This window comes from Streptomyces populi, from assembly GCF_002911015.1.
GTDB classification, from domain to species: Bacteria; Actinomycetota; Actinomycetes; order Streptomycetales; family Streptomycetaceae; genus Streptomyces; species Streptomyces populi.
This window is the reverse complement of sequence record NZ_KZ626842.1, coordinates 178,227-193,125: the sequence shown is the minus strand read 5'-3', so window position 1 is coordinate 193,125 and position 14,899 is coordinate 178,227. Positions and strand designations below refer to the sequence as shown.

Genomic DNA, 14,899 nt, shown 5'->3' with positions numbered 1-14,899 from the left:
GCCCTTCCTGTGGTGCGTGACCAGCCGATCGAAGACGTTGCGTTGCCGAGGACGGGGCTCACAGCACTCCGGTGATCTTCATGAGCGCGGGCAGGACCCGGGGACGGGGCATCATGCGCTCGGCCCAGCGCGGAGTGGACCGCAGGGAGTAGCACCGGCGCAGCCACCGGTCGGTGCCGTCGAAGCGCGGAGTGAACGCGGACCGGCCATGAGCCGCGATGTGGTTGTCCACGACGACCAGGTCCCCGGGTGCGAGCACGACCTCGTGGCACACCTCCTCCAACGCTTCCGACAGGGCCCGCAGAGCGCGGGAGGCCACGGCGTCGTCGCTGGTCGTGGTGTGGGAGTTGAAGCGCATGAACAGATCCGGCTCCTGGCCGAACAGCACGGGGTGAAGGCCCGACGACGGGCGGGGCCCGGCGATGTTGCGTGAGAACGACGTGGGGTAGGCACTCTTGAACACGGGGGTGCGCAGAACGTCCCGCTGCCCGTCGGTCAGCAGGGCGTACGCCTCACGGACCGACGCGACGCGGGTGGCCGCGACCCCTTCGTGGTCCTGACGGAGGCAGAGCAGACCCAAGAAGTCGGGACGCAGCGGGTGATGGACGTTCTCGGTGTGGAAGTCGAAGGCCACGGATCCGCTGTTCTCGATGCGGTGCTCCTCCCCGGGAACGGGGTGGACCTCGTGGATCAGGGTCCCGTCCTTCTCGTCTTCGTAACCGACCAAGGTGCCCAGCAGGTCCGCCACCAGGGTGAGCAGCCCGGCCGAGCCGTGCTCGGCGAGCTCACCGGCACGGTGCTCCAGCGGGGTGGCGGGGAGCTCTCCCACCGGCAGGCCCCGGATGAGGAAGAAACCCTGCTTGGAGGTGCCGGCAGAGAAGTCGATCAGCTCGGATCGCAGCTCTGACGGCATGTTGAGCAGCAGGTCGCTCAAGTCGGAGACGTTCTCCGCCTTGCGAGCCGCCGCGCTCAGGGCGAGTGTCCATATTTTCCGGGCGTCGGTCTCCGACAGCCGATGCCCACTGCGTGTGGTCGTCGTCGCGTGCACAACTGACTCCTGCATCAAGTTCGTTGTCCCTGATCTCCTGACCGGGCACGACAGACGCTACGGAGCACCCCTGCGGCTTCGGTGTCAGGTCTCTGTCGAAGTGATGCCAAGGCCGAACAGAATGATCACGTAGCTTCCCGGACGTCACTTCACGCACGACCCAGGGGAGGTAGCCGTGTCTGATCCACGTCACGCGGGCAAGGAGGGTGAGCGCGTCTCGGACCGGACCTTCCAGGTACTCAGGGCGATACGCGAGCTGGGCGACGGCCCGCATGCGCTGCGCGCCATCGTCGGCCGGACCGCGCTCAGCCGTTCCACCGTCCAGCGCCACATCCTGTCGGGCCTGCGGTACGGATTCATCCGGCAGCCCAGTCACGGGCACTACGCGCTCGCCGAAGAGCCGGACGACTGGACCGTCCTGGCGCACCGGGCTCTGCCCGTCCCGGGCGTGAGCCGGCGGTTCCTCGCCGCGCTCAGCCGGGAGTCCGGACACACGGCACGCCTTCACGTGGCGGTCCTGACCGACGTGCCGATGCAGATGTGTGTCGCCCGGCGGTCGGAAGCCGGAGATTCGCCCCTGCTCGACGGGGAGCTGGGCAGTACTCGTCCTCTGGACTCCGATGCCGCGGGACACGCGATCCTGGCCCATCTGGTCCTTCCCCACATGGACCGAGAAGAGCTTCAGGGGATCCGGACCCGCGGTTGGGCCGCGTCGACGGACCCCGTGGCGGGGACCCGGATGCTCGCGGCCCCGATTCTCAGATTCGGCGTGCCCGTCGGGGCGCTGAGCGTGACAGCATCGGCAGAGGCTCTCCGCAGCACGCTCCCACACTGCGTGGGCTCACTGCGCCGCGCCGCCACGGCGCTCTCCGGAGCCGCCGTCCGACCGGCCGCGACCGGGCTCGCCGGACACTCCCGAATCCATCACGGATAGATGAAACACAAAAGCGCCTCCACCGGCAGGCAGAGGCGCTTTCATACCGGATTCAGTAAACGTATCGGGTCCAGCCCTGGCCGGGAACATTCACCTCGTGCCCCTTGCGGTTGACGTAGGCGAATCCACAGTCGGCGGTAACGCTCCCCGTACCGGATATGTATCCGCTGGTCTTCTGGAACGTACCACCGCTCTCGTTCACGCATTCGGCCCAGGCGCGCACCTGGCGGCCGCAGGGGTTGCTGGTGACCTTGACCGTCACCTTCTGCCTGGCGGTGTTGACCGTGGCGTTCGCGCTGGTGATGCAGCTCGGGTCCGCACTGGCCGGCGCGGCCGTCAGCACCGGGACACCACCGATGACAGCGACCGCCGCCGTCGCGGCAAGGGACTTCTTGAACATAGCGGTGACCTGCACGGGACCCATCCCCCTCGAAAAGCAATCCTTGAAGGAGGACCTTCCGCCCCCCTGGAGACGATTAGACGCGCAGCAGGAAAACGGTTCCAACGAAATTGCCGGAAGAGGTCAACAACTGACCTGTCGGAACAGGCTCGCCACCGAGGAAAACCTCAGCGCCTTCCGTCGCCGCGCGCGCTCCGGCGACGTCATGCGAAATGAGGTCGGACGTGTCCGCGGGTGATGAGGCAGATGCGAGGCCGAGGAAGGCCTCGTGGATGCGGTCGCGTCGTTCCCAGCGGACGCGCGGGCCGCGGAAGCCGTGCAGCCGGGCGACGGTGCGCTCGACGACCCGGCGGAAGACGGCCGGACCGGAGCCGTGTGGTCAACAGGCCCACGGGTTCGGGCTCCGGCTCGAGGCCGCGGGTTCAGGAACCGGCCCGGCCGCGCCACCGGCCCCGGACCCGGCCTCGTCCTGGACGGACCGCCCCGCGCCGCCGCGACCGCGTCAGCGCGGATGCCAGGTGAGTTTGTCGCCGCCCACCCAGCGGACCACGTCGGGGTCGTCGAGATCGTCGACCGTGATGCCGTACGCCGCCGCGTACTCCAGGACGTCCGTGATCGCCTTCGCCTCGCCCACCATCTCGCCGTCGATCTCCATGATCCGGAACGGCGGTGTGCCCGGCTGCACCCCGAGCACCAGGATCCGTGGGTGGGAGATGCGCGGGCTCTCGCTTTCGGTCATGACTAGAGCGTAAGGGGATTGCCGCTCTTCCCGCTGGTCAGCGGTGGAGCACCGGGGGGCCGCCGTCCGTACGGCCCGGCCCGGGCGCAGCGGCGGACACCGGGGCGTTCGCCCGGCCGGGTGAGGCTCGCCCCTCCGGCCCCCCAGGCCCCGGCACTCTCTCCCCCCGGACCCCCGAGACACCGTGACGCACGTCACCGCTGCCGGCGCCGTTCCGGGGAACACCCACAAGTAGTTACCCGTTGAACGAACCGTGGGTGTGGATGGGACAGTGTCCCCGGGCCTCACCTCTGCCCGCAGGGACGATCGTCCGGCTGAAGCCCTGTGGAGCGTTTCGCCGCGAGGCGACCGCCATCGGCGCCCACCCCAGGCGGCCCCGACCGAGATTCCCCCGTCCGGTCGGGGCCTTTCCCCTGCCCGGACCGGGTGAACGCCTTCGGGTGAACCGGGTGAACACCGGCCGCACCGGGCGTCTCACCTGCCCGCCATGAACTCCATCAGATCCGCGGTGAGTTGTTCGCGATGCGTGGCGAACAGGCCGTGACCGGCGTTCTCGTAGACCTTGAGCGTGCTGTCGGGCAGCAGCTCGGCCGCCCGGCGGCCGGTCAGCTCCAGCGGCGCCGACTCGTCGTGCGTGCCGTGCACGACGAGGGCGGGCAGGTCGAGCTTCGCGAGCTCGGGAGCGACGTCCAGGGTGACGACGAGGTCGCCGAGGGCGGCTCCCGCGCGTGCGGTCGCGCCGTGACAGCGGTCGATCATGGATCGTACGTAGGCCTCGGAGAGGTCGTTGCCGGGGAGGCCCAGGGCGAAGAACGCGTGGGCGCCGTCCTCGAAGAACGCGGCCCGGTCGCGGCGGAAGGCCTCGTTGCCCGCCTCGACGAGCGCCGGGTCGACGCCCTCGGGATGGTTCGCGGACCGCACCGGGCCCGGTGCCATGCCCGCCACCAGCGCCAGCCTCGCCACCCGCCCGGCTCCGTGCCGGGTCAGACAGCGGACGATCTCGGCGGTCCCGAGGGAGTGCCCGACCAGGGTGACCTCGCGCAGGTCGAGGTGGCGCAGCAGCCCGTCGACGTCGTCGGCGAGGCTGTCGAGGTCGAAGCCTCCCCAGACGTCGTCGGACCTGCCGTGTCCCCGCCGGTCGAACCCGACGCACCGGTAGCCGGCGTCGGCGAGCGGCAGCATCTGGTACTCCCACATCTCCGTGCCGAAGTAGGAGCTGTTCACGAAGACGACCACCTGGCCGGTGGCGGGGCCGTAGTCGACGAAGTGCAGCCGGGCACCGTCGACGGGGCTCGTGAAGTACGGCATGGGGTCCTCCCGGGATCCGGTGGTACGGGGGCGGGTCGCTGTGCCCTCCATGCTTCCGGGAGGCGGTGACGGCGTCGATTACCCCGGAGGTCATGCGAACGCGGGGGTCAGTGCGGCGCCCGTTCCTCCAGGGCCGTGCGCCAGGCGGGTGACGGTCCCGTCGGCGCGGGTTCCGCACGCCGGCCGCCGCGCGCGAAGAAGTCGGCCAGCGGCAGGATCGCGGCGCCGACCGTGACGGCGTCGGGGCCGAGGCGGCCGAGGTCCACGGTGACGTGCTGGGCGGGATAGCGCAGGGCGTAGGAGGAGGCGTACCGGCGGACGGCGGGGAGGAAGCGGGAGCCGAGCTGGAGGCCGGCCCAGCCGCCGATGAGGATGCGTTCGGGCTGGAAGAGGTTGATCAGGTCGGAGAGGCCCGCGCCCAGGTACTCCGCGGTCTCCTCGAGGACGGCGAGCGCGATGCGGTCGGGTTCGGTGCCCTGGGGCGGGTAGGCGGCCGCGAGCATCGCGGTGAGCGCGGTCTCCTCGTCGGTGCCCTCCGGGGGCCGTCCGCCCTCCTCGCGCCAGCGGTCCAGGAGCGCTTCCGCGCCCGCGTACGCCTCCAGGCAGCCGAGGGCGCCGCAGCGGCAGCGGCGGCCCCTGACCCGGACGGTCAGGTGCCCCCACTCGACGGACCGGCCGTTCTCGACGTCCTCGGTGACCAGACAGGCGCCCACACCGGAGCCGAAGAGCACGACCACCGCGTTGCGGGCACCGCGTCCGGCACCGAACCACATCTCGGCCTGGCCGAGGGTGCGGGCTCCGTTGTCCGCGAAGTACGGCACGGTGTCGGGGAGTTCGCAGGCGGAGCGGAGCAGGGACTCCAGCGGGACGGCGTCCCAGCCGATGGTCTGGCCGTGCACGACCGCGCCGCGCTCGGGGGTGCGGGCGACGATGCCGGGCACCCCTATGCCGACGCCGAGGAGCCGCTCGGGGGCGATGTCCGCCTCGGCCAGGACCTCGGCGATGCCGTCGCGGATGTGGCCGACGATGACGTCGACGTCGTACTCCTGACGTCTCGGCGACCGGTCGGCCTCGTAGCCCTGGCGCTCCAACGGCCTCTCGGTGCGGGCGAGTTCGGTGAGGGTCAGGTCGAACAGCTCGACGCGGACGCGGGTCTCGCCGACGTCGACGCCGATCATGTGACCGCTGCCGGGCACGACGCGCAGCAGGGTGCGGGGACGGCCGCCGTCGGAGTCCACGCTTCCGGCCTCCTCGACGAGGCCGTCGGCGACGAGTTCGGCGACCACGTTGCTGATGGATCCGGAACTCAGCCCGGTCGCGGGACCGAGTTCGTAGCGGCTCATCGGCCCGTCGAAATACAACCGTTGTAGTACGGCGGTCCGGTTGCCCCGCCGCAGGTCACGCACTGTCCGCCCGTTCCGACCCGCCATGTGATGTCCCTTCCGGCCTGCTCGACCTGCAAGATACCCCTGCGCGATCCCTTGACGCGACTTTCTTCCGGGTCTTAACTCACGTCCTAAATTAAGCCATGATGGTCGTTCGGGAAGTGAACACGGACGCCGTCGTCGCTCCCTCCGGGAAAGGGACAGAAGCAGTCATGCGCAGAATCCGAGCCGCGGCCGCCGGTGCGGTCACCATCTCCCTGCTGACCGCCGCGACCGCCTGTGGCGGCGGCTCGTCGAGCGGCGGGTCCGACTCCTCGCCGAAGACGCTCACGTACTGGGCGTCCAACCAGGGCGCCAGCATCGAGATCGACAAGAAGGTCCTCGCGCCCGAGCTCGCCAAGTTCGAGAAGCAGACCGGCATCAAGGTGAAGCTGGAGGTCGTCCCCTGGACCGACCTGCTGAACCGGATCCTCACCGCCACGACCTCGGGCCAGGGCCCCGACGTCCTCAACATAGGCAACAGCTGGAGCGCCTCCCTCCAGGCCACCGGCGCACTGCTGCCCTGGGACGCGAAGAACTTCGCCAAGATCGGCGGCAAGGACCGCTTCGTCGAGTCGGTGCTCGGCTCCACGGGCGCCGAGGGCAAGGACCCCGCCGCGATACCGCTGTACTCGATGTCGTACGCGCTCTACTACAACAAGAAGATGTTCGCCGACGCCGGGATCTCGAAGCCGCCGGCCACCTGGGACGAGCTGGTCGCCGACGGCAAGAAGCTCTCGAAGGACGGCAAGTGGGGTCTGGGCGCGGAGGGTTCGAACCCCTCGGAGAACATCCACCACGCCTTCGTCTTCGCCAAGCAGCACGGCGCCGACTTCTTCACCGCCGACGGCAAGGCCGACTTCACCAGTGACGGGGTCGTCTCCGCGGTCAAGCAGTACGTCGACCTGATGGCGAAGGACAAGATCATCGCCCCGGGCAACGCCGAGTACGCGCAGAACCAGTCCGTGAGCGACTTCGCCAAGGGCAAGAACGCGATGCTGCTGTGGCAGTCGGCGGTCGCCAACCTCAAGTCGCAGGGCATGGACGAGGACGCGTACGGCATCGCACCGGTGCCCGTGCAGTCCGGCGCCCCGGGCTCGGGCACGAACGTCAACTCGATGGTCGCGGGCATCAACGTCGCGGTGTTCAAGAACTCCAAGAACCTCGACGGCGCCACGAAGTTCGTGAAGTTCCTGACCAGTGACGCCGAACAGAAGATCCTCAACCAGGCCTACACCACGATCCCGCCGATCAAGGCCGCCCAGACGGACACCGCGTTCACCTCCCCCTCGAACGCGGTCATCAAGGACACCCTGGCCAAGAGCGCGGCCTCGCTGCCGCAGGTGGCGGACGAGTCGCAGTTCGAGACCGCGGTCGGCACCGCCATCAAGGGTCTGTTCGCCGACGCCGCCGCCGGACGCGCGGTGACCACCGCGTCGGTGAAGGCGGCGCTCGAGAAGGCCCAGCAGCAGATGCCGAAGAAGTGAGTGCGGACACCGCCATGACCACCACGACCGCCGCCTCCGCCGAACCCGGCGAGCGGACGGTGCGCAAGAGCTCCCCCGGTGCGGCGCGCGGCCCGCGCCGCACCGGGCGGATCAAGCGCATCGGACTGCCCTACCTGCTCCTCCTGCCCGCCCTCGCCCTCGAACTCCTGGTCCACCTGGTGCCGATGGTGATCGGCATCGTGATGAGCTTCAAGGAGCTCACGCAGTTCTACATCCGCGACTGGGGCACGGCTCCCTGGGCGGGCCTCGACAACTACTCGGTGTCGGTGCACTTCGACGAGCCCGTCGGCGAGGCGCTGCTGCACTCGTTCTTCGTCACCATCGGCTTCACCCTGCTCTCGGTCGGCCTGTGCTGGCTGATCGGCACGGCGGCCGCGGTCTACATGCAGGACAACTTCGTGGGGCGCGGCGTGCTGCGGGCCCTGTTCCTGGTCCCGTACGCGCTGCCCGTGTACGCGGCCGTGATCACCTGGGTGTTCATGTTCCAGCACGACAACGGCCTGGTGAACCACGTCCTGCACGACCAGCTGCACCTCACCGACAAGCCGTCCTTCTGGCTGATCGGCGACAACAGCTTCTACGCCCTGCTGACCGTGTCCGTCTGGAAGGGCTGGCCGTTCGCCTTCCTGATCGTCATGGCCGGTCTGCAGAACATCCCGGGCGAGCTGTACGAGGCCGCCGCCCTCGACGGCGCCGGCCTGTGGCAGCAGCTGCGCCGCATCACCCTGCCGTCGCTCAGGCCGGTCAACCAGGTGCTGGTGCTGGTGCTGTTCCTGTGGACGTTCAACGACTTCAACACGCCGTTCGTCCTGTTCGGCAGGACCGCCCCGGAATCGGCGGACCTCATCTCGGTCCACATCTATCAGGCGTCCTTCGTCACCTGGAACTTCGGCACCGGCTCGGCGATGTCCGTGCTGCTGCTGCTCTTCCTGCTCGTGGTGACCGGCGTCTACCTGCTGCTGACCTCCCGGGGAAGGAAGACGGCCGATGTCTAGCACCTCCACCACGCCCCGCTCCCCGATGGCCCCGCCGCGGTCCTTCCTGTGGTCCCGGCGGATCTTCCTCACCCTGCTCACCGGCTTCGTCCTGGTGCCTGTCTACGTCATGGTCTCCAGCTCGCTGAAGCCGCTCGCGGACGTCTCGGGGAAGTTCCGCTGGATACCGAGCGGCCTGACCCTGCGGCCGTACGTCGACATCTGGTCCACGGTGCCGCTGGCGCGCTACTTCGTGAACTCGCTGATCGTGGCCGGGGCGGCCACGGCCTGCTCGGTCGTGATCGCCGTCTTCTCCGCCTACGCCGTCAGCCGCTACAGCTTCCGCGGCAAGCGCGTCTTCACGGTCACCGTGCTGTCCACCCAGATGTTCCCGGGCATCCTGTTCCTGCTGCCGCTGTTCCTGATCTACGTCAACATCGGCAACGCCACCGGCATCGCGCTGTTCGGCTCGCGCGGCGGTCTGATCCTCACGTATCTGACCTTCTCGCTGCCGTTCTCGATCTGGATGCTGATCGGGTACTTCGACTCGGTGCCCCGCGATCTCGACGAGGCGGCGCTGGTGGACGGCTGCGGGCCGCTCGGGGCACTCTTCCGCGTCGTCGTCCCGGCGGCGATCCCGGGCATCGTCGCGGTCGCCGTCTACGCCTTCATGACCGCCTGGGGCGAAGTGCTGTTCGCGTCGGTGATGACCAACGACACCACCCGTACCCTCGCCGTCGGACTCCAGGGCTACTCCACGCTCAACGACGTGTACTGGAACCAGATCATGGCCGCCTCGCTGGTCGTCAGCGTCCCCGTGGTGGCCGGCTTCCTGCTGCTCCAGCGCTATCTCGTCGCCGGTCTCACGGCGGGAGCCGTCAAGTGACCGGCCCCACCGATCCCACCGACCCCGTTGACGAAGAAGGGACTTCAGTGACCATCGACCTCGCCGCCCTCCCCGAGGACTTCCTGTGGGGCACGGCCACGTCGGCCTACCAGATCGAGGGCGCCGTCGCCGAGGACGGCCGCTCCCCCTCCATCTGGGACACCTTCTCCCACACCCCCGGCAAAGTGGACAACGGCGACGACGGGGACGTCGCCTGCGACCACTACCACCGCTGGCGCGAGGACATCGAGATCATGCGCCGGCTCGGCACCAACGCCTACCGGCTGTCCGTCGCGTGGCCCCGGGTGATGCCGGGCGGCGACGGCCCGGTCAACACCAAGGGCCTCGATTACTACGACGCGTTGATCGACGGCCTGCTGGAGGCGGGCATCACGCCCTCGGTCACCCTCTACCACTGGGACCTGCCGCAGGTGCTCCAGGACCGGGGCGGCTGGCCGGCCCGTGACACCGCGCACCACCTCGCCGCCTACGCCTCGGCCGTCGCGGAGCGGCTCGGCGACCGCGTCCGGCACTGGACCACCCTCAACGAGCCGCTGTGCTCGGCCTGGATCGGCCACCTGGAGGGGCGGATGGCCCCCGGTCTGGCCGACCTCACGACCGCCGTCCGCGCCTCGTACCACCTCCTGCTCGGCCACGGACTCGCCACCCAGGCGATCCGCGCGGCCGCACCGGGCGCGCAGATCGGCATCGTCAACAACCTGGGCAGCATCGAGGCCGCCACCGACCGCCCGGAGGACGTCGCGGCGGCGAAGCGGCTCGACGGACACACCAACCGCTGGTGGCTCGACCCGGTGCACGGCCGCGGCTTCCCCGCCGACATGGTCGAGGTCTACGGGGTCGAACTCCCCGAGGTCGCCGGGGACTTGGAGACGATGGCGGCACCGCTGGACTGGCTGGGCCTGAACTACTACTTCCCGTCCCACGTCGTCGACGACCCCACCGGCCCGGCCCCGTACGCGCGCCAGATCCGCCGGCCCGGCGTGCCCGTCACGGCCATGGACTGGGAGATCGAGGCGGCCGGCATCGAGAGCCTGCTGCTGCGCCTGACGAACGAGTACGGCGCCCGCAGGCTGTACGTCACGGAGAACGGCTCCGCCTACCCCGACGTCGTACGCCCCGACGGCACCGTCCACGACCCGGAGCGCGTCGCGTACCTCGAACAGCACCTGGCGGCCTGCGCCTCGGCGGCCCGCAAGGGCGCCCCGCTGGCCGGGTACTTCGCCTGGTCGCTGCTGGACAACTTCGAGTGGGCGTACGGCTACGACAAGCGGTTCGGTCTGGTGCACGTCGACTACAAGACGCAGGTGAGGACGATCAAGGGCAGCGGCCACCGCTACGCGGAGATCGTGCGGGAGCACCTCGGGGGCGCGAGCAGGGCGGCCTGAGCCGGTCGGCGGCGAGCCGGTCGGCCAGAACGGCCGGCCGGTCCGCCGGAGGCGGAGTGCGACAAGCACCGGGCAGGTGTGACGGCGGGCCCGGGGCGGCCTGCCGTCAGTCGGATGGGCATGCGTGTTTCGTCGACTTGTCATGGAGGTAGGTCGCACGTTCATCCTGGGTAAAGTCACGGCCGAAGGTGTGGCAGATCTGCTTGATCGCCTGGGCGGGCTTGAGGGATGTGTTGACGTGCCACAGCTGGGCTGTCTGAACGTCCCCGTCGGCGGTGGCGAGGGTGCGACCGTCAGGACTGAACGCCAGCGAATAGATCCCATCGACCTTGAAGCTGGTAAGGATCTTGCCGGTGATCCCGTCCCACAACCGTACTGTCTCGCTGTACGCGCCGCTGCTGGCGGTATCGGCGGTGGCGAGGGTGTGTCCATCGGGGCTGAACGCCACCGCGCTCGCCCATCCGACGCGCGCGGTCAGGGAGATACGCATGTCACCCGTGGCCGTATCCCACAGCCGTACGGTCTCGTCGGCGCTGGCGGTGGCGAGGGTATGACCGTCGGGACTGAACGCCACCGCGCTCACCACGTCGTTGTGTCCTGTGAGTGTTCTGCGGGGCTTTTCGGTGGCCACGTCCCAGAGCCGTACGGTGGTGTCGGCGCTGGCGGTGGCGAGGGTGCGGCCGTTGGGACTGAACGCCACCGCGCTCACCTCGTCGGTGTGTCCTCTGAGCGTGCCGCGGAGTCTGCCGGTGGCCACATCCCAAAGACGGACGGTTTTGTCGGCGCTGGCGGTGGCGAGGGTACGACCGTCGGGACTGAACTCCGCACCGTACACCCTGCCCTTGTGTCCCTTGAGTTTCCTGCGGAACTCGCCCGTGGCCACATCCCAGAGGCGGGCGGTGGAGTCGTCGCTGGCGGTGGCGAGGGTGTGGCCGTCAGGACTGAACGCCACCTCGTTCACCTCGTCGGTGTGTCCTTTGAGCGTGCTGCGGGTCTTGCCGGTGGCCACGTCCCAGAGGCGGGCGGTTTTGTCGGCGCTGGCGGTGGCGAGGGTGTGTCCGTCAGGGCTGAACGCCACCTCGTACACCGTTTTGGTGTGTCCCCTGAATGTGCCGTGCTTCTTGTCGGTGGTGACGCTCCACAGACGTGCCGTCTTGTCCCGGCCGACGGTGGCGAGGGTACGGCCGTCCTGGCTGAAGGCCAGCGCGAGAACCTCGTTGGCGTGCCCGTTGAGGGTGGCTCGAAGCGAGTTGGTGGCTGCGTCCCAGAGCTGTACGAGGCGGTCGCTGACGGTGGCGAAGGTCTTGCTGTCCGGGCTGAAGGCCATCGCGAACGCTGTGGCTTCGAGTGTGACGCGGATCTTGCCGGTGACCGGGTCCCTCAGGTGAGCGTCGTAGCCGTCGGCGGTGGCGAGAGTGTGGCCGTCGGGGCTGAACGTCACTGAAGACACCGGCTGCGTGTGCTCTTTGAGTGTTTTGCGGGGGTTTCCGGTGGCCGGGTCCCACAGACGAACCGTCCGGTCGGCGCCACCCGTGGCCAGCGTGTGGCCGTCGGGGCTGAACGCCACCGCGTACACCTCGGCCTTGTGCCCTTCGAGTGTGGCGCGGGTCCTGCCGGTGACCGGGTCCCGTAGACGCACCGTCCCGTCGGCGCAGCCCGTGGCGAGGGTGTGGCCGTCGGGGCTGAACGCCACCGCGTACACCCCCTCGGCCTGGCGTCCTTCGAGTGTGGTGCGGGTCCCGCCGGTGACCGGGTCCCGCAGACGCACCGTCCCGTCGGCGCTGCCCGTGGCCAGCGTGCTCCCGTCGGGGCTGAACGCCACCGACGTCACCTGACCCGTGTGGTCCTTGACCGTGGCGCGGGCCCTGCCGGTGGTCGGATCCCACAGACGGACCGTCCGGTCGGCACCACCCGTGGCCAGCGTGTGGCCGTCATGGCTGAACGCCACCGCGTACACCTCGTCGGTGTGGCCGGACAGTCGGCGGTGCACCGGCAGGGTCGCGCCACTTCGCAGGCTTTCCACGGCCTCAGGCGTATGGCTGGTTCCGTATGCCTGAACGGCCAGCAGCGCGGCCAGTTCCGGGTTGCCGGCGAAGAGTCCGTCGGACTGGGCCGCGAGTTGCCGTGACAGAGCTGTCTGCCGCGTGGCGATCACCGTCCGCCACTGCCAGATCGCGCCCCCCGCGGCCAGCAGGGCGAGGACCAGCAGGCAGCCGAGAACCCCGTTGAGCTGCCTGCTGCGGCGGATGGCGGCCCGCTGGCGCTGCCTGCTGGCGTCGAGGTAACCCGCGATCTCGGCCGGCAGCCGACGCCGCCGCGACCATTCGAGCCCCTCCGCCAGCGCTGTCCCGCCCAGCAGGTCCCCGGGGTCCTTCGCCACGGCCCAGTGGGCCTGCCGCTCACGGATGTGGTCGAGCCATTCCTGGAAACGGTGGTCCTGGCTGACCCACTCGCGCAGGGCGCCCCAGTCGCGGATGAGAGCCTCGTGGATCAGCTCGGCCACCGGCGCCCCGGAGGGAGCACCGGGGTCCTGCGGAGCGTGAAGCGCTTGGGTGGTGATGATCCGATGGCGCGCGAGGGCGGCGATGACGTCGTCGACGGCGGCCCTCTCACCGCCGGGAGGGTCGTCGGGGTCCGCCGCCAGCTCGCGCAGCTCGTCGAGGGGGACCTGCGTGCGGACGGCCGTGATGTTGTGGCCCGGGTCGGCGGGGTGCACCAGGGACGTCAGCGTCCGCCGGGCGATGGTCCGCTGTTCCGCGGACAGTTCGCTCAGGGCGCTGTCGCACCACGTGGTCACGCTTCCGCTGACCCCTCCGATGCGACGGTACGCCTCGTGGGTGAGGTATCCGTCCCGCCGCCGGAGCCAGAGCTGGCTGAGCGCCATCTCCAGCAGCGGCAGCACGGTGACCGGCGCCTGGCAGGTGACGGCCCCTTCGGGCGTGATCTCCAGGACATCACCGATGATCCGCTCGGGGAGCCCCTGCTGGAAGTGGAGTCCCACGTCCCGGGCGGGCAGGACGATGATGTCGTGCAGGTCCTGCTGGCTCAGCGTGCCCGGTACGTTGAGGAGCCCCGGCATCGCGGCTTCCAGCAACTTGGGCGCCAGGGAAGCCAGTTGGGGGTAGAAGTCGTCACGCATGATCAGGATCACGGTGAGCTTGGTGTACGGGTCGGTGGCGGTGGTGACCTCGTCGATGGCGGACAGGAGGTCCCGCAGCCGCCCCTTGGCCGTCTGGACCAGGAGTTCCTCGAACTGGTCGATGACCAGCAGGACGCGCTGATGACCGGGATCGGCGACGAGCCTCCGGTTGACCGCCGCCACGATCCCGTCACTGCTCGCCCCCGGCAGCCCCGCCCGTTCGATCTCGGCGAGCATGTCCTGCCTCGGCCGGGTGAGGACGGGCAGCCAGCGGTCGCTCCCCGGCAGCTCCCCCGCCGCCAGCGCCCGCAGCACACCCGCCTGGATCAGCGACGACTTGCCCGACCCCGACGGCCCGAGCAGCAGCGTCAGCCGCTGTTGCCGGGCCAGGTTCGTCAGGACCTGCCGCACGGCGTCCTGGCGGCCCTGGAACCACTGCGCGTGCTCCGCGGTGAACGGCTCCAGCCCCCGGTAGGGGCAGACCTCGCGCTCGGCCAGCTCCGGCATGACCTCCCGCAGCACCTGCGTCGGAGTGACGTACGCGATGCCCTGCCCGCGTTCGTACGCGTCGGGCGCGGCGATCTCGGTGAGCATGCCGAGGACCAAGCCGGTCGTCTCGTCGAGGACGGGTCCGCCGCTGAAGCCGGTGGTGAGGTCGTTCGCGGCGGTCAGCTGGAGGTGCGTGCACCTGCCGTCCGCTCCCGGCAGCAGATCGCCGGCCACGCCGAAGCCGAAGTGCCCTTCCGGCGGGGCCTGGGCGGGGAATCCGAAGGAACGGATCTGGCGGCCTCTGCATCCTTCCGCGGAACCCAACGGCATCGTCCGCGCCCCCGCCGGTGTGCCGTTCAGCCGGACGAAGGCCACGTCCTCGGCCTCGGGGGAACGCCACAGCTCGCCCGGGACCCAGCCCTCCACGCGGTCCGCGCCCCGCACATGGGGAAAGGACAGCAGGACCCCCTCCCCGGGCCCGCTCCCGGCCGCTTCGACGACGTGCGCACACGTGACCACGACCCCGTCGGCCACCATGAATCCCGTCCCGGCCACGGCCCCGTCCGGGCCGATGATCTGGGCCACGGCCGCGACCAGGTCCGATGCGGTGCCGCCCTCCGGTACCTCCTCCTCGCCGGCCACGG

The 14,899-nt window shown here is 69.9% G+C and carries 11 protein-coding genes; 5 read left to right on the top strand and 6 right to left on the bottom strand.

All coding sequences use genetic code 11. From position 1 onward, the window contains the following. Positions 1 to 58: 58 nt before the first annotated feature. The gene (locus CW362_RS03070; RefSeq protein WP_103547753.1) at positions 59 to 1,063 is read right to left on the bottom strand and encodes a TauD/TfdA family dioxygenase; all 1,005 of its coding nucleotides are present in this window, start codon (positions 1,061 to 1,063) and stop codon (positions 59 to 61) included. A gap of 160 nt (positions 1,064 to 1,223) precedes the next feature. Between CW362_RS03070 and CW362_RS03065 the strand changes: the two genes are divergently transcribed. Further along, complete coding sequence (locus tag CW362_RS03065) at positions 1,224 to 1,982, top strand: helix-turn-helix domain-containing protein (protein ID WP_103547752.1); 759 nt, start codon at positions 1,224 to 1,226, stop codon at positions 1,980 to 1,982. Between the two features lie 52 nt (positions 1,983 to 2,034). Here CW362_RS03065 and CW362_RS03060 read toward each other — a convergent pair whose 3' ends face one another. The 4 genes from CW362_RS03060 to CW362_RS03045 all read right to left on the bottom strand — a co-directional run bounded on the left by CW362_RS03060 (position 2,035) and on the right by CW362_RS03045 (position 5,859). Then, the gene (locus CW362_RS03060) at positions 2,035 to 2,397 is read right to left on the bottom strand and encodes a hypothetical protein (RefSeq protein WP_162683947.1); all 363 of its coding nucleotides are present in this window, start codon (positions 2,395 to 2,397) and stop codon (positions 2,035 to 2,037) included. A gap of 487 nt (positions 2,398 to 2,884) precedes the next feature. Further along, positions 2,885 to 3,121: a hypothetical protein gene (locus CW362_RS03055; RefSeq protein ID WP_103547750.1), complete on the bottom strand. Its 237-nt coding sequence runs from the start codon at positions 3,119 to 3,121 to the stop codon at positions 2,885 to 2,887. Between the two features lie 474 nt (positions 3,122 to 3,595). After that, positions 3,596 to 4,429 (bottom strand): alpha/beta fold hydrolase, encoded by an 834-nt coding sequence (locus tag CW362_RS03050; protein WP_103547749.1) that lies wholly within the window; start codon positions 4,427 to 4,429, stop codon positions 3,596 to 3,598. A gap of 107 nt (positions 4,430 to 4,536) precedes the next feature. After that, complete coding sequence (locus CW362_RS03045) at positions 4,537 to 5,859, bottom strand: ROK family transcriptional regulator (RefSeq protein WP_103547748.1); 1,323 nt, start codon at positions 5,857 to 5,859, stop codon at positions 4,537 to 4,539. A gap of 167 nt (positions 5,860 to 6,026) precedes the next feature. Here CW362_RS03045 and CW362_RS03040 point away from each other — a divergent pair, with 167 nt between their 5' ends. Genes CW362_RS03040 through CW362_RS03025 form a run of 4 tightly spaced genes read left to right on the top strand, consistent with a single transcriptional unit; the run spans position 6,027 to position 10,627 of the window. Further along, the gene (locus CW362_RS03040; RefSeq protein ID WP_103547747.1) at positions 6,027 to 7,340 is read left to right on the top strand and encodes an ABC transporter substrate-binding protein; all 1,314 of its coding nucleotides are present in this window, start codon (positions 6,027 to 6,029) and stop codon (positions 7,338 to 7,340) included. A 14-nt stretch (positions 7,341 to 7,354) separates the two neighbouring features. Next, positions 7,355 to 8,356 (top strand): carbohydrate ABC transporter permease, encoded by a 1,002-nt coding sequence (locus CW362_RS03035; protein ID WP_103547746.1) that lies wholly within the window; start codon positions 7,355 to 7,357, stop codon positions 8,354 to 8,356. After that, a complete protein-coding gene (locus tag CW362_RS03030) occupies positions 8,349 to 9,221 on the top strand; it encodes a carbohydrate ABC transporter permease (RefSeq protein ID WP_103547745.1) in 873 nt (290 codons plus the stop codon). Before CW362_RS03035 ends, CW362_RS03030 begins: the two co-directional genes overlap by 8 nt. 47 nt (positions 9,222 to 9,268) lie before the next feature. After that, complete coding sequence (locus CW362_RS03025; RefSeq protein WP_103547744.1) at positions 9,269 to 10,627, top strand: GH1 family beta-glucosidase; 1,359 nt, start codon at positions 9,269 to 9,271, stop codon at positions 10,625 to 10,627. A 106-nt stretch (positions 10,628 to 10,733) separates the two neighbouring features. On the opposite strand, the gene CW362_RS03020 is transcribed toward CW362_RS03025, so the two are convergent. Then, positions 10,734 to 14,897, bottom strand: a complete 4,164-nt coding sequence (locus CW362_RS03020) for an nSTAND1 domain-containing NTPase (protein WP_240657622.1) — start codon at positions 14,895 to 14,897, stop codon at positions 10,734 to 10,736. Positions 14,898 to 14,899: the final 2 nt, after the last annotated feature.

What these genes read in the sequence shown, in the direction of transcription:
- CW362_RS03035 (WP_103547746.1), top strand. Translation starts at nt 7,355, where the DNA reads ATGACCACCACGACCGCCGCCTCCGCCGAACCCGGCGAGCGGACGGTG.
- CW362_RS03050 (WP_103547749.1), bottom strand. Translation starts at nt 4,429, where the DNA reads ATGCCGTACTTCACGAGCCCCGTCGACGGTGCCCGGCTGCACTTCGTC.
- CW362_RS03070 (WP_103547753.1), bottom strand. Translation starts at nt 1,063, where the DNA reads ATGCAGGAGTCAGTTGTGCACGCGACGACGACCACACGCAGTGGGCAT.
- CW362_RS03030 (WP_103547745.1), top strand. Translation starts at nt 8,349, where the DNA reads ATGTCTAGCACCTCCACCACGCCCCGCTCCCCGATGGCCCCGCCGCGG.
- CW362_RS03045 (WP_103547748.1), bottom strand. Translation starts at nt 5,859, where the DNA reads ATGGCGGGTCGGAACGGGCGGACAGTGCGTGACCTGCGGCGGGGCAAC.
- CW362_RS03040 (WP_103547747.1), top strand. Translation starts at nt 6,027, where the DNA reads ATGCGCAGAATCCGAGCCGCGGCCGCCGGTGCGGTCACCATCTCCCTG.
- CW362_RS03055 (WP_103547750.1), bottom strand. Translation starts at nt 3,121, where the DNA reads ATGACCGAAAGCGAGAGCCCGCGCATCTCCCACCCACGGATCCTGGTG.